Here is a 17,166-nt window from a genome sequence, read left to right as displayed (position 1 = left end):
ATTTGCTGTGCCTGGTAATCAATCTGGGGCCAAAAATACTTCTTTTCGGACGAAATCGGATGCCTTATCGGCTTGCGGGACGCATTTGACGCATTATAATTCGCTTAAAACCGCCCCGTCGAACCGCCTTCTGAGTTTTAATGCCCTATGAAGCTGATCCAGATATTCGTCCCGCGGAATTTCAATGGCGCCGTAACGCAGCACATTATCATTCATAAACTGCGTGTCCAGCAATGCGAAACGGTTTAGTTTCAACAGCTGTATCAAGTAGTGAAATGCGACTTTCGACGCATTACTCTCGATCGTAAACATCGATTCACCAAAAAATACCCCATTAATAGAAACGCCATATAGCCCGCCTACCAAACGGTCTTCGCGCCATGCCTCCACGCTGTGCGCGTAACCGATCTCATGCAATGCGGTATAGGAAGCAATAATCTCCTCCGAAATCCACGTTCCAGGCTCGCTCACACGCGGGAGCGCACACCCTCGCATGACGCCCTCGAAATCGGTATCGATCCGGATCTCGAAATGCTTTTTATTCAGCACGGGCCGGAGCGATTTGGATGGTCGGTAAGTATCGATGGGGATAACGGCCCGCGGATTGGGCGAGTACCAGTAAATCGTACCATCCGCCTCGGCCATCGGGAATATGCCATTGATATAACCGTTGAGAAGGTCGTCGGTACTGATTGCAGACATGAAAGCCACTAATTTAAGGGAATAAATATTGTTGATCGAAGTGAGAATAGTACAAAAACGTGTACGCTGGCAAGTTCGCTTTTCTGAAACTTTACCGTTCAAAACGAACCATAAAAATATATCTTCTGTTTCTTTGCTGTAAGATTTTTTTTTTGAAAATTTGCAGCCTCTTAGACGCATAAGCAAGTCAATGAATCACAACGGCATACATACAGTTCTGCATACTACGCCTTTCCGATTCAGGTCCCCAAGGACCGCATAATCTCTTTTTACCTACGTGGTAAATATCTAATCCCCGCAATTTTCTTACAATTTCTAGACGTCCCATCGTTTTTCTCTGGGTTAGTTAATTATTGTCTTGAACATCTTGTCAGCATAGTCATCAATGAAAAATACCGAAGTAGTGGGCAGTAAGTTTATCGTACAGACTGCCAATGAAAATCATCTTCATTACGCCGAACAAATCTGCGCGGAAATGGAGGAGAGCGCCAAAAAGCGCGGTACCGGTATAGCCAAACGTTCCCCAGTGTATATTATGGAGAAAATGGTGGAAGGAAAAGCCATTATTGCCACCACCGACACTGGCGAATGGGTAGGGTTTTGTTACATCGAAACCTGGGAGCATGGAAAATTCGTGGCGAATTCAGGGTTGATCGTACATCCCGATTTCCGCAACAGCGGCATGGCGAAAGCGATTAAAATGAAAGCTTTCGAACTGTCGCGTCAAAAATATCCCGATGCCAAAATTATCGGTATCACTACGAGCCTTCCGGTGATGAAAATCAACTCGGATTTGGGCTACGAGCCTGTAACGTTCAGCGAACTTCCCGCCGACGACGCATTCTGGAAAGGGTGCGCGAGCTGCGTGAATTACGATGTACTCACCCGGACCAACAGAAAACACTGCCTTTGCACAGGCATGATGTATGATCCGGAAGATAAAAAACCTGCCGCAACGCCTACTAACGGAAGCGAAACGGCGACCGAAAGCCATACCTGGGATTTCCTGAAGGAATCGAGCCTGTACGAGCGCTGGATGCGCATTAAGCAACGCATTTTGCTGCGAAGGGAAGAACGCGCCAAAAAGAAAAACGCCGGGGCCGTGCTGGTACATTAATGTGCCGCACATTTGATAGATTTTAGTATCTCATTTTTAATACCCCGCCCGGCAGCCATAAGGACTGAGGCGGGGTATTTTTTGTAAATGACAATAAGCAGGCGATCAGCAGCTTTTCCCGGTTTGGGAACGCGATTACGGCAAACTTGCGTACTTTTGCGGTCGGTATGAGGATATTCACACGGGGCACACTACGAACATTCTGGGATCAGTATCCGGATGCAAGGCCGGCATTAGAATTCTGGCATGACGCTGTTGAGAAGAATAGTTTTCAGAATCCCAACGAAGTCATCCGGTTCTTCAAGAATGCGGATACTGTTGGAAATGGCAGGATTGTGTTTAATATCACTCATAGAAAATACAGGCTGATCGCCAAATTCGAGTACGAGAGACAACTGGTTTTTGTAAGATTTATCGGAAGCCATAAGGAATACGACAAGATAAAAGACATTAAGAATATCTAGCAGATCACAGATAATGAAAGCATTAGCAATCAATATAGATGAGATCACCATCAAGCCGATAACCAACCAGGCCGATTTTGAAGAAGCCGGGAAAGTGATTGAGGCGTTGATGGACGCCGATTTGCTAGAAGACGAAGCAGAGCGAAAAAAAGCGCTCGATATCATGGAAGCCATCACCGTACTGGCGATTGATTATGAGAAAAAGCATTATCCTATGCCGAAACCTGACCCCATCGAGGCGATTAAGGAGCGGATGGAACAGTTGCATTTGACCAGGAAAGACGTGGCTCCTTATTTCGGCGGGGAGAACCGGGTTTCAGAGGTTTTGAATAAAAAGAGGAACCTGACGATCAAGATGATCAGGGAGATCAGTAAAAACCTGGGTATACCGGCGGAAACCCTTCTCGCAGCAAGTTGAAATACAGTTTAGGTAATAACAGTTTTAGAATCAGTATCCATACCATACAAATAATGTCACAGCCCAAAGTAGTATTAGCGTTTTCAGGGGGACTTGATACCTCCTTTTGTGTAAAATATTTAGCCGAAGACAAAGGTTACGAAGTGTACTCGGTTTTGGTTGACACCGGTGGTTTTTCGGACGAAGAGCTGAAAACGATCGAAGCGAATGCCTATGCTTTGGGCGTGAAGCAACATGCCACGATTTCCAAAACCAAAGAATATTACAACGACTGTATCAAATACCTGATCTTCGGTAACATTCTCAAAAACAATACTTACCCGCTTTCCGTAAGCGCGGAGCGCATTTTCCAGGCCGTTGCGGTAGCGGAATATGCCAAAGAAATCGGTGCGAGCGCGATCGCGCACGGAAGCACAGGTGCCGGTAACGACCAGGTACGTTTCGATATGGCGTTCCGCATCATTGTTCCGGAAGCAGAAATCATCACGCCGATCCGCGACCTGAAACTTTCCCGCGAAGCAGAGATTGAATACCTGACCGCGAAAGGTGTTTCCCGCGACTGGACCAAGGCTGCGTACAGCATCAACAAAGGCCTTTGGGGAACATCGGTAGGCGGTAAAGAGACATTGACTTCCGACCAATACCTGCCCGAATCGGCCTGGCCTACGCAAATCACCAAAACAGAACCGGAGCGCATTACGCTTGAATTTGTAAATGGCGAGTTGAAAGGCGTTGCTGGCGAAACTTTTGAAAACCCGGTAACCGCTATTCAAAAGCTGGCCGAGATCGCGCAGCCATTCGGGATCGGTCGGGATATTCACGTGGGAGATACGATTATCGGTATCAAAGGCCGTGTAGGTTTTGAAGCTGCGGCTCCGCTGATCATCATCAAAGCACACCATCAGCTTGAAAAGCATGTTTTGACAGAACAACAATTGTACTGGAAAGAACAACTTTCGAACTGGTATGGCAGCTTGCTACACAAAGGTCAGTTTGTAGAGCCGGTAATGCGTAATATCGAAACGTTCCTCGCAGACACGCAGTCGCACGTGACGGGTAAAGCACACGTATACCTGGCGCCACACCGCTTCCACATAGAAGGTATCGAGTCGCCATTTGATTTGATGTCATCGAAATTCGGCAGCTACGGTGAAATGAACAATGCCTGGACCGGTGACGACGTGAGAGGCTTCTCGAAAGTAGCTTCGAACCAGGTGATGATTTATGGAAAAGTAAGTGACTCGGTTAATGAATAATTGAATATATGACTAAAATAGAACTCCAGAGCCAAATACAACGGAAGGTCCAGGGATTACCTGCTGACGTTCTTCAGGAACTTTATGACTATCTGGAGTCTATTTTGGAAAAAAGGAAACAGCAATCTGCACAAAAAGACGGATTGCAAGAATGGTGGAATGGCATTGCCGATTTTTCTGATGATTTTTTAACTCAACGTATCCAGCCTCCCCTCGATAAATCTGAAAATTTATTCGAATGAAATATCTGTTGGATACTAATATCGTGGCCTATATCATTAAGAAGAGGCCTCTGGAAGTCTTACACAAGTTGCAATCCCTCGACTGGACAGAAATAGCTATTTCTTCCATTGTAGTGGCGGAACTATGGTACGGTGTTGAAAAAAGTCAATTAAAAGAGCAAAACAAAACTGCGTTGGAGGCTTTTTTGAGACCGTTTACAGTACTGGATTTTGACACGCAGGCAGCTGAGGCATATGCTTCTATCCGTGCGGATCTGGAGAGTAAAGGGAAAATCATAGGAGCTAACGATCTGTTGATTTCGGCACATGCGCTTAGCCATGGTCTTATTCTGGTTACCAACAATACCAAAGAGTTTGATAGAGTTGGTGGACTGCAAATTGAAAACTGGATTACAAATGAGTAACATTAATATTGGCATCATAGGCGCCGCCGGTTACACCGGCGGCGAGCTGATCAGAATACTGGTGAACCACCCGAATGTAAGCATCGCTTTCGCGCATAGCAAAAGCCAGGCGGGTAAGCCGGTTTATTCGACGCACACTGATCTTCTTGGAGATACGGAGTTAGTATTTTCCGGAGACGACATTCAGCCGCTGCTGGATCAGGCAGGTCTGAATGCGATTTTTCTTTGTTCCGGCCATGGCGAGTCGAAGAAGTTCCTCGATGAATACCAATTGCCGGAAACGGTGAAAGTGATCGACCTCAGCACGGATTTCCGGGATGAGTCGGATGGATTTGTATACGGCTTGCCTGAATTGCAGCGCGAGCAGATTAAGGTTGCTACTAAAATCGCTAACCCTGGCTGCTTTGCGACAAGTATCGAGCTCGCTGTCCTACCACTGGCAAATGCAGGTTTGATCCAGGACGACGTTCACGTGAGCGCGGTAACTGGTAGTACGGGGGCAGGACAGGCGCTGAGTGCTACCACCCATTTCACATGGCGTAACAACAACATGTCGATTTACAAGGCATTCTCGCACCAGCATTTGACTGAAATCAAAATGACTTTCGGCAAGTTGCAGGCCGGTTTCGATAAGGCCGTGAACTTCGTGCCGTACCGCGGCGATTACACGCGCGGCATTATCGCGAATGTGTACACCCGTTTCGAAGGAACGTTGGAGGAAGCAAAAGCCCTTTACAAAGCCTTTTACGCTTCGCACCCGTTCACACACGTGAGCGACACGCCGATTGATTTGAAGCAGATTGTGAATACCAACAAATGCTTCGTGCATTTGGAAGTACACGACGGCCAGCTACTGATCACCAGTATTATCGATAACCTGACCAAAGGCGCGTCGGGCCAGGCGGTGCAGAATATGAACCTGCTATTCGGGTTACCAGAGGATGCGGGGCTGCGGTTGAAAGCGCCGGCGTTTTAAATCACTTTTAGAATCTTAAATAAGATCAGATAATGTCACACCTATTTGACGTCTACCCGATTTACGATATAGAACCCGTAAAAGCCGAAGGCAGCTACCTCTGGGACCAGCATGGTACCAGGTACCTTGATCTCTACGGTGGCCACGCGGTGATTTCGGTCGGCCATTGCCATCCTTATTATGTGGATAAGCTGACGAAGCAATTGAACGCGATCAGTTTTTATTCCAATTCTGTCAAAATCTCCATTCAGGAAGAACTGGCGGAGAAACTGGGCGAGCTTTCGGGCTATCCCGACTACAAGCTGTTCCTATGCAATTCCGGCGCGGAAGCGAATGAGAATGCATTAAAACTGGCTTCTTTCCACAATGGCAGAACGAAGGTGATTTCCTTCACGAAGTCATTCCACGGCCGGACGGCCGGCGCAGTGGCTGCTACCGATAATCCATCCATTGTTGCGCCTGTGAACTATAAGGAGCACGTTACTTTCCTGCCGTTCAATGATGCGGCTGCGGCCGAAGAAGGCATTACCGACGAAGTTTGCGCGGTGATCGTAGAAGGTATCCAGGGCGTCGGCGGTATCAATGTGTGTACCGATGAGTTTTTGCAAACATTAAGACGTAAATGCGACGAAACCGGCGCGATCCTGATCCTCGACAGCGTACAATGCGGCTACGGACGGACAGGTAAGTTCTTCTCACATCAGTTCAGCGGCATTGCGCCCGATATTATGTCGATGGCGAAAGGAATGGGCAACGGTTTCCCGATCGGCGGGATACTGATTTCTCCGAAATTCAAGTCTAGCTACGGTTTGCTGGGAACGACTTTCGGCGGAAACCACCTGGCTTGCGCGGCAGGCGTGGCGGTGCTGGACATTATGAAGGAAGAAAACCTGATCGCGAATGCGGCTGAGATTGGCGACTACCTGTTCGAGGGCATTAAGGCGATTGGCGGTTATAAAGAATTGAGAGGCCGTGGACTGATGATCGGTATCGAGTACGATTTCCCCGTAAAAGACCTGCGTAACAAACTTTTGTTTGAGCACAAAATGTTCACGGGCGTTGCGGGCGCGAACACGATCCGCTTGCTGCCTTCGCTCGCATTAGGCAAAACAGAGGCCGATCTCTTCCTCGAAGCATTGAAAAAAGAAGTATCTGTCGCGGCTGTTTGATTTTTTTGAACTAATACCATCCTTGTCCTAGTTGAGAATAGGAACACCTATCTCCGAAATTTTAACCTGAATGAAACACTTTCTTTCCATTAAAGACGTCACCGACCTCCCCCAGCTCATCAGCAGCGGTATCGCAGCCAAAAAGGATCCGTTTGCAGATCAGGCGCTGGGGAAAAACAAAACCATAGGCCTGTTGTTTTTCAATTCGAGTTTAAGGACGAGGATCAGCACACAGAAAGCTGCCCAGAACCTCGGCTTGAATGTGATTACGATGAATGTCGGCCAGGATGGTTGGGGACTGGAAATGGAAGAAGGTGTGATCATGAACGGCGATAAGGCCGAGCACGTCAAGGAAGCGGCCGCTGTGATTGGCAGCTATTGCGATATCATCGGTATCCGCTCGTTCGCAGGTTTGCAGGACCGTGATAAGGATTATTCGGAAATCGTATTCCAGCAGTTCAAAAAATACGCGCAGGTACCGATCGTGAACCTCGAATCAGCGACGCGGCACCCGCTGCAATCACTCGCAGATTGCATTACCATCGAAGAATTCAAGCTCAAAAAGCGCCCGAAAGTAGTGCTTACCTGGCTTCCGCATTTCAAGGCGTTGCCCCAGGCGGTAGCAAATTCATTCTGCGAATGGATGAATCCGATGGACGTGGAACTCGTGATCACGCATCCCGAAGGTTACGACCTTTCACCTGATTTTGTGGGCAAAGGCCAGGTGATTTACGACCAGGACAAGGCACTCGAAGGCGCGGATTTCGTGTATGGCAAAAACTGGTCGTCGTTCAATGAATATGGCAAGGTTTTGAATACCGATCCGTCATGGATGATCACCGAAGCTAAAATGGCATTGACCGACAATGGCAAATTCATGCATTGCCTGCCCGTGCGCCGCAATATGAAAGTGGCCGACGAAGTACTCGACGGCCCGCGGTCACTGGTGATCGAACAGGCTGCCAACCGCGAATGGTCGGCGCAGGCGGCATTGAAAGAGGTCTTGTTAGGATTGTAATTGCTATTTTTGCAAGATTGAAATACAAAAGAGGCAGTCGCACGGCGGCTGGCCTCTCCTCATGAAACTGTTAATGAAATGAGTACAACCACATTGGCTCAACCCTTCGATACTACAACGCTGAATGAAGTCCGTAAAACGGGCGTATTGATCGTGAACCTTGGCACGCCGGATAGCCCTTCGGTACCGGACGTACGCAAATACCTGCGCCAGTTCCTGATGGACGAGCGCGTGATCGATATTCCGTATGTTAACCGCTGGTTTCTGATCAACCTGATCATCGCGCCATTCCGCGCACCCAAATCTGCGAAAGTTTACAAACAGCTTTGGCGACCGGACGGCTCTCCGCTGAAAACCTATGGCTACTCGGTGAAGGAGAAACTGCAAAAGGTTTTGGGTGAAGATTACATTGTCGAACTGGCAATGCGTTACCAGAACCCAAGCATTGAAAAAGCATTGATCTCGCTTCGCAAGGAATGCCTGACGGAAATCATCGTCGTGCCATTCTTCCCGCAATATGCTTCCGCTTCGACGGGCTCGGTGTACAAGGAAGTAATGCGGGTCGTGAAAGACTGGGAAGTTCTTCCGGAAATCCGTTTTGTCAACCGCTTCCTCGAACACCCGAAATTTATCAAGGGTTTTGTGGATTTGGGTAAAAAATACATGGCGCAGCACGATTACGACCATTTCGTGTTCAGCTACCACGGCCTGCCCGAGCGGCAGATCACCAAAGGCGATGTGACCGGCGGTTTTTGCCAGTTCGGAAGCTGCTGCGACAAGCTCGATCACCGCAACCAGCATTGCTACCGTGCCCAATGCTTTGAAACGACGCGATTATTAGTAAAAGGAATGGGCATTCCGGAAGGCAAGTATACCACCTGCTTCCAGTCGAGATTGGGCAAAAATCCGTGGATCAAGCCTTATACCGACGAGGTAATCCCTGAATTGACCAAAAAAGGCGTCAAAAGCGCACTGGCATTCTCGCCGGCATTCGTAGCCGACTGTTTGGAAACGACGATCGAGGTAGGAGAAGAATATAAAGAGTTGTTCGAGAAAGAGGGCGGCCAGCATTGGCAGCTCGTCGAAAGCCTCAACGACAGCGATATCTGGGTGGAATGCCTCGAAGATATCATTAAAAACCCGGCCGCCTGATTCAGGGGCCGGGTTTTGGCTTTTTAGAGAATACCTCTTTTATAAAATAATGCTTTCTTTCTTGTAAAGTCCGATCAGCGTCTCGGCTGCGTAATCGATCTCGGCTTCCGTGTTATACTTTCCAAACGAGAAACGTACGTTAGCACGGTTTTCATCGATTCTGAGCTCATTTAAAACGTGCGAACCAATATCGGTACCACTCGAACACGCGCTACCGCCAGAAACGGCAATTCCGGCAATGTCGAGGTTGAACAATAGCATGTCGCTAATGTCCGACGGTGGCAGGCTTACATTGAGAACCGTGTAAAGGCTTTTGCCCAAATCCGCCGAGTTACCATTGAAAGCGACGCCTTCGATACTTTCGCTCAACTTGCCGATCATACGGCTTTTCAGGCTTTCAATATGCGTGCGATGCGCATCCATATCCCGGTAGGCGATTTCCAATGCTTTCGCAAGACCTACGATCCCATAAATATTCTCCGTGCCGCCGCGCATGTTGCGCTCCTGCGCGCCCCCGTGTACGAAAGGATTGATTTTAATACCCGGACGAACGTACAGAAATCCGATACCTTTCGGACCGTTGAACTTATGCGCCGCACCGACGATGAAATTCGTTTTCAGCTTTTGCAGATCATGGCGGTAATGGCCCATGGTCTGCACGGTATCGCTATGAAAAATGGCATCGTACTTTTCGCAAATGTCGCCGGCCGCTTCCAGGTCGAGCAGGTTCCCGATTTCGTTATTACCGTGCATTAAAGAAACCAGTGAGCGCGGTTTGGAGGCCAGCAATGCTTCCAGATGTTCCAGATCTACCTCTCCTTTTGCATTCAAATTCACAAAACTCAGCTCGATCACGCCCAGCTTTTTGAGGTGTTCCAGTGTATGCAGTACCGCGTGGTGCTCGATACGCGAAGTAATGGCGTGTTTCAGGCCGAATGTCTCGATGCTGGAACGGATAGCCGTATTATCGGCCTCGGTACCGCCCGAGGTGAAAAATATCTCGGCAGGAGCCGCATTCAAAGTGGCCGCAATGCTTTTCCGGGCGCGTTCGATGGATGAACGCACGGCACGACCGTAGGAATGGATGGAAGATGGGTTACCGAATTGCTCGGTCATCAGCGGCAGCATGGCTTCCAGAACCTCGGGGTCCAGCTGCGTCGTAGCCGCATTGTCCAGATAGACTTTCATTGGGATATAAAATTAGAAAGATCACTCATTGTCAGTTCAGACAACAAGTGACCCAAATTAGCTTAGCAACAGCTTTATTATTTCTTCGGTTCCGAAATAATTTCCTTGATATCGGAAATGATCTTATTGGCAAGGCTGGTGGCAGTCGTCTGCGTTTCCGATTCCGAGTATATGCGGATGATCGGTTCGGTGTTAGACCTCCGCAAATGCACCCATTCGCGGTCGAACTCGATGCGGACGCCGTCGACCGTGTTCACAGGCTGTTTGGAATAGCGCGTCTGGATACGGTCGAGGATATTATCGACGTTGATCTCCGGCGTGAGCTCGATCTTATTTTTGGAAATATAGTAATTCGGGTAAGACCTTCTCAAAACCGACGCTTTCTTGCCCGATTTCGCCAAATGCGTGAGAAACAATGCAATACCTACCAGCGCGTCGCGTCCGTAGTGGCTTTCAGGGTAAATCACCCCTCCGTTGCCTTCCCCGCCGATTACCGCATTACTGGCTTTCATGGCATTCACTACATTCACCTCACCTACCGCCGAAGCCAGGTATTGGCCGCCGGCTTTGATTGTAACATCACGCAATGCGGCTGTCGATGAAAGGTTCGAAACCGTATTGCCCGGAGTGTGTTTCAAAACATAATCCGCAACGGCAACGAGGGTGTATTCTTCCCCAAACGGCGTACCGTCCTCGCACATGAGCGCGAGCCTGTCCACATCGGGGTCCACGACGATACCCAGATTATAGGAACCATTGTTCAGTTCCTTGCTGATATCGTGCAAATGCTCCGGAAGCGGCTCGGGGTTGTGCGCGAAGTTTCCGGTTGGCTCACAGTTCATTTTTTTAATGCTTTTCGCATCGACACCCAAAGCTTCGAGCAAAAGCGGTACGGCAATGCCGCCGGTCGAGTTGACCGCATCGACTACTATCCGGAAATTCGCATTTTTGATGGCTTCCACATCAACCAACGCCAGTGAAAGCACGTGATCGATATGTTTTTGCAGGTAAGTGTTGTCCGTTGAATAGCTGCCCAATTTTTTTACATCGGGAAAAAGGAAATCTTCCTCGTCGGCAATGCGAAGTACCTCGGCGCCTTCGGCTTCCGAGATGAATTCCCCTTCGTTGTTGAGCAGTTTAAGGGCGTTCCACTGGATCGGGTTGTGGCTTGCTGTCAGGATAATCCCTCCCGCCGCGCCTTCCGCTTTCACCGCTATCTCGACAGTTGGAGTAGTGGAAAGGCCAAGGTCGAGCACATTCAGCCCAACACCTTGCAAAGTACCGGCTACGAGGCGGCTTACCATTTCACCGGAAAGCCTGGCATCCCTGCCGATCACCACCTTAAGATTCTGTGGATTTGTACGCCTCACCCATGTCCCGTATGCAGCAGCAAACTTAACAACATCAATCGGAGTCAGCGCCTCACCCGATTTTCCACCCACTATTCCCCTGATTCCTGAGATAGATTTAATTAACGTCACGATCTAGAATTCCTCTTTATGTTTGGTTGCAAAAATACTAAATTCCCTCTCCGCAATTAGATTTTTCTACAAACAAAAAACAATAATTGAGTTTCTGGACTCCTAATTTACGCCTGTTTACAACATTGTTGATTTACCGGAGAACCAGCCATAATATACGTTTTCAGGCCAAAACAAGCTGTTATGCCTTTGTAGTTTCTCCCATTTTGCCGAATACCGGGTCCATCCATTCCAACGACAATTTCTGTACGGAATTGCTCAGGAGCGCGCTCCACTGTTTTCCCACGTAATCGAGGTCGTCTTTCTCAAAACGGTGCTCAATCAGCTGGAAAGAGTCCTTTTCATACATTACGACATCAATCGGGTAATCCACGTCGTTCGAGCTAACCCTTGTAGAATCGAACGACAGAAACCCGATCTTCAACGCATCCTGCATCGACGAATCGAATTTAAGGCTCCGATACAGCAGCGGCTTTCCGTAACCCGAGTTACCGATGATAATAAACGGCGAACCGTCGCCCACCTCCACCCAATTGCCTTCGGGATATAAAAGAAACAGCTTATGCTCGGAATCGTGTTCGAGCTGCCCGCCTACGATCGCAAACAGGTTAAACACCAGCCCCGCATTGTTCAGCGCGTAACGGTCCTCGTCGGCGACCCGCCTGACCTGCTGCCCCAATGCATTTACGGCCTTGTAAAGCTTGTCGAATGAAGTGTCCCGCTCTTCCAGGACTTCTTTGAAATAGGTAATGGCCTTATCCCGCACCGACCTCAGGCCCGAGGTCATTATAAAAATAGAATGCTTATCAGACTGGTAAACAGACACTTTCTTATTCGTCGAAACCTCCGTTCCGGATGTAAGGCGCGTATCGGCAATGGCCACCAGGCCCGATGCGACTTTGATACCCAGGCAATATGTCATGTCTTAGCGGCTCATAATGATAGAGTCGCTAAGATAGGAAAGTTTTGATCAGTTCATCCACTGGGTTTTGAAATGCCCCTGGCTCTGGCTTTGCGATTGCGCGGTCTCCAATCCGAAGTACATATCGAAGATCTTGTTATCCACCTCATTGTTCTTGATTTGGAACTTATCGAGGTATTCATGCAGTCCCATTTTGAAAACGTCCTCCACATCGGTGAATTCCAGCTCACTCCGGATTTTGCTCAATGCGCGCTCGGCCGGGTTGGTGTAACCGCGCTCGGGAATGGAGCCCGCAATGGCGTACAGCGACAGTTCCGCCTGGCGCACGCAATACGCGATCGAGCGCGGGAAAAGCTTGTCGAGGATGAGAAACGCCACAATATTCATCGGCGTTAATGCACGGTGCGTCTGACGGTACATATTATAGGCACTTACCGATTTCAGTACCGCGGTCCAAAGCATCAAATCCAACGTAGAACCGGAAGTGCCCGAATCCTGTAACAATGTAAAATACTTCACATCCAGGAAGCGCGAGCATTTGTCGGCCCGCTCGATGTGCCGCCCGAGCCGCCCGAAATGCCAGGCCTCGTTGCGTGTGATCGACGAGTCGACTACCCCGTGGAAAAGCTGGCAGTTTTTGCGGATATCCGTGAAATACGACTGCATATGGTCCATATTCCGGAAATCGTCGGGCGAGGTTCCCTTAATGGCCAGGTAAAACGTGTTGATACTCTCCCACATTTCCTTCGAGATCGTCTCCCGGATCGTGCGCGCATTCTCGCGGGCCTCATACAGGCAGCTGATGATCGAGTTCGGATTGCGCTTGTCGAACGTCATGAAATGGATGACGTCCTCCTTGGTTGGCTTATCGTAATATTTGTAGAACAAAAAATGGTCAGCCGTGGCGATCAGAAGCGGCTCCCATTGTTCGTCCACATCTGGTGGAAGGTCCAGAGCCAGGTTAAAATTAACTCCCACGAAACGGGCGTAATTCTCGACCCGCTCCATATATCGGTTCATCCAGTAAATTGAATTCGCAACTCGGCTCAACATAAAGGGTAAGTATGTCTCTAAAATTGTAAATCAGAATAATCACTAAGCGATCAAACCAAAATACCTAATAATATTTTGCAAATACAAGCATATGCAAAAAGTTATATTATTTCCTCACAAATTATTATTCTACAAAATTCGCCTCCCCGCCTTGGAATCTTCCCGAAACCTTCAAAATTTGTAACTTAACCTTTCATCAAACCATAACCCGTATTTCCTGTGTCAAAGAAAGAACAATTTATTGCAGCAATTCAGAAATCTTATCAAACTGACAAACCTGTAATTCATTTGGGGTCGGCCATTCTCGACGGCGAAATCATCGGCGAGGCCCGCGTAAACCTTCCCTTGCGCATGATGAACCGCCACGGGCTCGTAGCCGGAGCAACGGGATCCGGTAAGACGCGTACATTGCAGGTATTCGCCGAGCAGCTTTCGGCAGCTGGCGTACCGGTTTTCATGTCCGACATCAAGGGCGACCTTTCGGGTATCGCGCAGCCGGGCAAAACCAATGCAGCCCTCGAAGAACGTGCGCAAATACTAGGCACCGTTTTCGAACCAAAAGGATTTCCCGTGGAGCTATATTCGTTGAGCGGTAACAAAGGTGCGCAAATGCGTGCCACTGTGCTGGAATTTGGCCCTATTCTTCTTTCCAAAATCTTCGAACTGAACGAAACCCAGGCGGGCGTACTCGCTATCCTGTTCAAATATGCCGACGACAAGGACCTGCCGATGGTGGACCTGAACGACTTGAAAAAAGTCCTCAACTACCTCGCCGAAGGCCCTGGCGCCGCGGAGATCAAAGCCGATTATGGTACTATTTCGGCGTCCACAGCGGGAACAATCCTTCGCAAGATCGTCGCATTGGAGCAGCAGGGCGTGGGTAGCATTTTCGGGGAACGCTCCTTTGATATTGAAGACCTTATCAACAAGGTCGATGGCCAGGGTATAATCAGCCTCCTGAACGTTTCCGACGTGCAGGACCGCCCCGCATTGTTCTCGACATTCATGTTGAGCCTACTGGCTGAACTATATCAAAAACTGCCCGAAGCGGGAGATCTGGACAAACCTAAACTGGTTTTCTTCCTGGACGAGGCACATTTGCTGTTCAAAGACGCGCCAAAGGCATTCCTCGAACAGATCGAGCAGGTGGTCCGTCTGATCCGCTCCAAAGGCGTGGGCATTTTCTTCTGTACCCAAATGGCGCAGGACGTGCCGGTATCGGTACTCGGCCAGCTCGGTAACCGCGTACAGCACGTGCTCCGCGCTTTTACGCCGCAGGATGCCGAAGGATTGAAACAGACAGTCAAAACCTATCCGAAATCGGATTTCTACGCGATCGACCAGGTGCTGACGACCCTCGGTATAGGTCAGGCATTGATTACGGTTTTGAATGAAAAAGGTATTCCTACCGAAGTTGCGGCTACGCACCTGATGCCACCCGCTTCCATTATGGGACCTATGGTACAGGCTGATTACGACAAGCATGTGCAGCAATCGGATCTTTATACCAAATACAAAGACCCCGTCGACCCGGAAAGTGCCTACGAAATCCTGACGAAACGGATGGACGAGCAAGCTCGCAAGGAAACCGAAGCAAAAGAGGCAGAAGTGCAGGCGAAAGTCGAGGCCAAAAAGGAGAAAGAGCAATCGAGTATGATCTCCGATGCATTGAACTCACCGCTCGCCAAACAGATTGGGCGCGAAGTGGTACGGGGCGTTTTTGGGATGTTGTTTGGGAAGAAAACGACCTCGCGGAAAAGTGGCGGAGGGTTGTTCGGGTTTTAGGAGTGTTCGGGTTATAGGCGTAGTCAGGGAATTGGGGTGTCTGGATTATAAGCGTGGTCAGGGAATTAGGGTGTTTGGATTATAAACGTGGTCAGAGAATTGGAATGTTCGGCGTGGTCTGTGACTACGTCGGAGTGAGTGCCGGTCTCTGACCGGCACCCTCAAACATCCGTATCATAACCGATCACACAGCGCTGGTTGGCCAACTTATCGAGGTTATCCGGCACATCGAGGCGCGTTTTGGCATTGTCGAATGCATCGCGGTATTTCTCTTTTAGCTCCCGCCGTTTGATCGCCTCCAGAAAACGGCGGGCATCTTCTTCATTTTCCAGTACCAACTCAGGAACAACGGTCGGTTTGTTGTTGTCATCTTTCGCAACCATCGTCACGTAAGAAGTATTAGTATGCCGTATAGAGCGGTTTCTCACATTTTCGGCCACCACCCGGATGCCCACGACCAGCGAAGTTCTTCCCACATAATTCACCGAAGCGTGCAGCGACACCAGGTCGCCCACCTCCACCGGTTCGAGGAAATCCACCGCGTCCACGGACACCGTCACGCAATACGTGCCCGCATGTCGCGACGCGCACGCATAGGCAACCTTGTCGATGAGTGAGAGCAATATGCCTCCGTGGATTTTCCCGCCGAAATTGGCGTAGGACGGGATCATCAATTCGGTGAGGGTAGTCTGAGAAAAACCGACCGGCCTGGGTTCCATATGCATTGTTATTTTTTCAAAAAGATAGTTTTACCGGTTTTGGCGGCTTCCTTGGCCGTTTCCAGTATCTCTACGACGGTCACATTCACCGGCAACCCGTACAGGTCGTTCTGGTCGAGTTTCAAGCGGCCTTGCACCACATCGGCCAGTACCGAAAATGGGTCTGTGTAAGGCGCGGGGCGAGGATCGAGTTTAAGCGTTTCCTCCGGTGCCTTTTCCTGGAAGCGCTGGCGAACCACAGTCGGGTTGACGGCGATGGCGTAACCTTTGTTACCATATACTTCCATATCCTTTCTTGCAAACGACCAGTTCCACGACCCCTGAATAATGCATTGTGCCTTGGGATACTGTAAGATAATGGAAGCCTCGTCATCCACATTCTTGTAAATATCCGGCTTGTTCTGATGCGTTACTGCAGTTACCGAAATGGGCCGCTCGCCTTTCATGAGCCAGGTCATGAGATTGGCCCCATAACAGCCAAAATCAACCAATGCACCTGCACCGTTTTTCACCGGATCGGTCAGAATAGCGAAAAACTCCTTGCTCACCCCGATTTCTTTCGGCCCCTGGTGACCGTCATTCACCATCACTTTGCGAATATCACCGAGCTTGCCATCCTGGATCAGCTGGTTCACATGCTGGTTGCTCGCATACCACGAAGTTTCGTAGTTGGTCAAAACCTGGATATTGTTCTGCGTCGCGAGCTTCTGGATTTCCTTCGCATCGGCAAAGGTCGTAGCCAGCGGCTTTTCTACCATCACATTGACCTTCCGCGGCGCACATGCGCGCACGACTACCACGTGCTCGTTGATCGCCCCGAATGCCGAGACCGCTTCCGGTTTCGTTTCGTCAAGCATTTTGCCGAGGTCTGAATAGAAAAGCTTAGGGTCGAGTTTGTAGCGCTCGGTAAACTGTTTAACCAGTTCGGGGTTCGTTTCCCAGATACCTACCAGTTGAATATCCGTTTTGTCTTTCCTGTTAAATACCCAGCCGACGTGACCGTGACTAAGCCCTGCGACAGCGACGCGAACGGGTTTCTGGGCAATAGAAGAAAGGCTTAGCAATGCAAAAAAGAAGAATGCGAGTGTTCTCATCATTAG

Annotated in this window: 18 protein-coding genes; 11 read left to right on the top strand and 7 right to left on the bottom strand. The window is 49.3% G+C overall.

Features of this window, described 5'->3' with window-relative positions; genetic code table 11:
- Positions 1-93: 93 nt before the first annotated feature.
- Complete coding sequence (aat, locus tag BMW93_RS19715; RefSeq protein ID WP_090380207.1) at positions 94-702, bottom strand: leucyl/phenylalanyl-tRNA--protein transferase; 609 nt, start codon at positions 700-702, stop codon at positions 94-96.
- 385 nt (positions 703-1,087) lie between these two features.
- On the opposite strand from aat, the gene BMW93_RS19710 reads away from it, so the two are divergent.
- From BMW93_RS19710 to hemH, 10 genes are all read left to right on the top strand, one after another.
- The gene (locus BMW93_RS19710) at positions 1,088-1,819 is read left to right on the top strand and encodes a GNAT family N-acetyltransferase (RefSeq protein WP_090380204.1); all 732 of its coding nucleotides are present in this window, start codon (positions 1,088-1,090) and stop codon (positions 1,817-1,819) included.
- A gap of 167 nt (positions 1,820-1,986) precedes the next feature.
- On the top strand, positions 1,987-2,283 hold the full coding sequence (locus BMW93_RS19705; RefSeq protein ID WP_090380201.1) for a type II toxin-antitoxin system HigB family toxin: 297 nt from the start codon (positions 1,987-1,989) through the stop codon (positions 2,281-2,283).
- Positions 2,284-2,296: 13 nt separating this feature from the next.
- The gene (locus BMW93_RS19700; protein WP_090380198.1) at positions 2,297-2,701 is read left to right on the top strand and encodes a type II toxin-antitoxin system HigA family antitoxin; all 405 of its coding nucleotides are present in this window, start codon (positions 2,297-2,299) and stop codon (positions 2,699-2,701) included.
- 53 nt (positions 2,702-2,754) lie between these two features.
- The gene (locus BMW93_RS19695) at positions 2,755-3,957 is read left to right on the top strand and encodes an argininosuccinate synthase (RefSeq protein WP_090380195.1); all 1,203 of its coding nucleotides are present in this window, start codon (positions 2,755-2,757) and stop codon (positions 3,955-3,957) included.
- 8 nt (positions 3,958-3,965) lie between these two features.
- On the top strand, positions 3,966-4,199 hold the full coding sequence (locus BMW93_RS19690; protein WP_090380192.1) for a DUF2281 domain-containing protein: 234 nt from the start codon (positions 3,966-3,968) through the stop codon (positions 4,197-4,199).
- On the top strand, positions 4,196-4,603 hold the full coding sequence (locus BMW93_RS19685) for a type II toxin-antitoxin system VapC family toxin (protein ID WP_090380189.1): 408 nt from the start codon (positions 4,196-4,198) through the stop codon (positions 4,601-4,603). Before BMW93_RS19690 ends, BMW93_RS19685 begins: the two co-directional genes overlap by 4 nt.
- Positions 4,596-5,579, top strand: a complete 984-nt coding sequence (argC, locus tag BMW93_RS19680; RefSeq protein WP_090380186.1) for an N-acetyl-gamma-glutamyl-phosphate reductase — start codon at positions 4,596-4,598, stop codon at positions 5,577-5,579. Before BMW93_RS19685 ends, argC begins: the two co-directional genes overlap by 8 nt.
- Positions 5,580-5,611: 32 nt before the next feature.
- Positions 5,612-6,748, top strand: coding sequence for an aspartate aminotransferase family protein (locus tag BMW93_RS19675; RefSeq protein ID WP_090380183.1), 1,137 nt, complete (start codon positions 5,612-5,614; stop codon positions 6,746-6,748).
- Between the two features lie 70 nt (positions 6,749-6,818).
- Entirely contained in the window at positions 6,819-7,766 is a 948-nt protein-coding gene (locus BMW93_RS19670; RefSeq protein WP_090380180.1) for an N-acetylornithine carbamoyltransferase, read from the top strand.
- A gap of 78 nt (positions 7,767-7,844) precedes the next feature.
- Positions 7,845-8,918, top strand: a complete 1,074-nt coding sequence (hemH, locus tag BMW93_RS19665; RefSeq protein ID WP_090380177.1) for a ferrochelatase — start codon at positions 7,845-7,847, stop codon at positions 8,916-8,918.
- Positions 8,919-8,957: 39 nt separating this feature from the next.
- Here hemH and BMW93_RS19660 read toward each other — a convergent pair whose 3' ends face one another.
- The 4 genes from BMW93_RS19660 to BMW93_RS19645 form a co-directional block, all read right to left on the bottom strand.
- Positions 8,958-10,106: a cysteine desulfurase family protein gene (locus BMW93_RS19660; protein WP_090380174.1), complete on the bottom strand. Its 1,149-nt coding sequence runs from the start codon at positions 10,104-10,106 to the stop codon at positions 8,958-8,960.
- 77 nt (positions 10,107-10,183) lie between these two features.
- Positions 10,184-11,587 carry a phosphoglucosamine mutase gene (glmM, locus tag BMW93_RS19655; RefSeq protein ID WP_090380171.1) on the bottom strand — a complete coding sequence of 468 codons (1,404 nt, stop codon included), beginning with the start codon at positions 11,585-11,587 and terminating at the stop codon, positions 10,184-10,186.
- 181 nt (positions 11,588-11,768) lie between these two features.
- The gene (locus tag BMW93_RS19650) at positions 11,769-12,509 is read right to left on the bottom strand and encodes a peptidase (protein ID WP_090380168.1); all 741 of its coding nucleotides are present in this window, start codon (positions 12,507-12,509) and stop codon (positions 11,769-11,771) included.
- 48 nt (positions 12,510-12,557) lie between these two features.
- Positions 12,558-13,562: an alpha-E domain-containing protein gene (locus BMW93_RS19645; RefSeq protein WP_090380161.1), complete on the bottom strand. Its 1,005-nt coding sequence runs from the start codon at positions 13,560-13,562 to the stop codon at positions 12,558-12,560.
- A 219-nt stretch (positions 13,563-13,781) separates the two neighbouring features.
- Between BMW93_RS19645 and BMW93_RS19640 the strand changes: the two genes are divergently transcribed.
- Positions 13,782-15,347: a helicase HerA-like domain-containing protein gene (locus tag BMW93_RS19640; RefSeq protein ID WP_090380159.1), complete on the top strand. Its 1,566-nt coding sequence runs from the start codon at positions 13,782-13,784 to the stop codon at positions 15,345-15,347.
- A 161-nt stretch (positions 15,348-15,508) separates the two neighbouring features.
- Here BMW93_RS19640 and BMW93_RS19635 read toward each other — a convergent pair whose 3' ends face one another.
- Positions 15,509-16,066 carry an acyl-CoA thioesterase gene (locus tag BMW93_RS19635; protein ID WP_090380771.1) on the bottom strand — a complete coding sequence of 186 codons (558 nt, stop codon included), beginning with the start codon at positions 16,064-16,066 and terminating at the stop codon, positions 15,509-15,511.
- 8 nt (positions 16,067-16,074) lie between these two features.
- Positions 16,075-17,160: a Gfo/Idh/MocA family protein gene (locus tag BMW93_RS19630; RefSeq protein WP_090380156.1), complete on the bottom strand. Its 1,086-nt coding sequence runs from the start codon at positions 17,158-17,160 to the stop codon at positions 16,075-16,077.
- Positions 17,161-17,166 lie beyond the last annotated feature (6 nt).

Origin of the sequence: Dyadobacter sp. SG02, from assembly GCF_900109045.1 — a bacterium.
GTDB lineage: Bacteria > Bacteroidota > Bacteroidia > Cytophagales > Spirosomataceae > Dyadobacter.
This window is presented reverse-complemented; position numbering and strand designations above follow the sequence as displayed.

Coding starts and splice junctions, on each gene's coding strand:
- argC (WP_090380186.1), top strand. CDS start 4,596: ATGAGTAACATTAATATTGGCATCATAGGCGCCGCCGGTTACACCGGC.
- BMW93_RS19635 (WP_090380771.1), bottom strand. CDS start 16,066: ATGGAACCCAGGCCGGTCGGTTTTTCTCAGACTACCCTCACCGAATTG.
- BMW93_RS19660 (WP_090380174.1), bottom strand. CDS start 10,106: ATGAAAGTCTATCTGGACAATGCGGCTACGACGCAGCTGGACCCCGAG.
- BMW93_RS19690 (WP_090380192.1), top strand. CDS start 3,966: ATGACTAAAATAGAACTCCAGAGCCAAATACAACGGAAGGTCCAGGGA.
- BMW93_RS19685 (WP_090380189.1), top strand. CDS start 4,196: ATGAAATATCTGTTGGATACTAATATCGTGGCCTATATCATTAAGAAG.
- BMW93_RS19650 (WP_090380168.1), bottom strand. CDS start 12,509: ATGACATATTGCCTGGGTATCAAAGTCGCATCGGGCCTGGTGGCCATT.
- BMW93_RS19700 (WP_090380198.1), top strand. CDS start 2,297: ATGAAAGCATTAGCAATCAATATAGATGAGATCACCATCAAGCCGATA.
- BMW93_RS19630 (WP_090380156.1), bottom strand. CDS start 17,160: ATGAGAACACTCGCATTCTTCTTTTTTGCATTGCTAAGCCTTTCTTCT.
- hemH (WP_090380177.1), top strand. CDS start 7,845: ATGAGTACAACCACATTGGCTCAACCCTTCGATACTACAACGCTGAAT.
- BMW93_RS19675 (WP_090380183.1), top strand. CDS start 5,612: ATGTCACACCTATTTGACGTCTACCCGATTTACGATATAGAACCCGTA.
- BMW93_RS19645 (WP_090380161.1), bottom strand. CDS start 13,562: ATGTTGAGCCGAGTTGCGAATTCAATTTACTGGATGAACCGATATATG.
- BMW93_RS19695 (WP_090380195.1), top strand. CDS start 2,755: ATGTCACAGCCCAAAGTAGTATTAGCGTTTTCAGGGGGACTTGATACC.
- BMW93_RS19670 (WP_090380180.1), top strand. CDS start 6,819: ATGAAACACTTTCTTTCCATTAAAGACGTCACCGACCTCCCCCAGCTC.
- aat (WP_090380207.1), bottom strand. CDS start 702: ATGTCTGCAATCAGTACCGACGACCTTCTCAACGGTTATATCAATGGC.
- BMW93_RS19705 (WP_090380201.1), top strand. CDS start 1,987: ATGAGGATATTCACACGGGGCACACTACGAACATTCTGGGATCAGTAT.
- BMW93_RS19710 (WP_090380204.1), top strand. CDS start 1,088: ATGAAAAATACCGAAGTAGTGGGCAGTAAGTTTATCGTACAGACTGCC.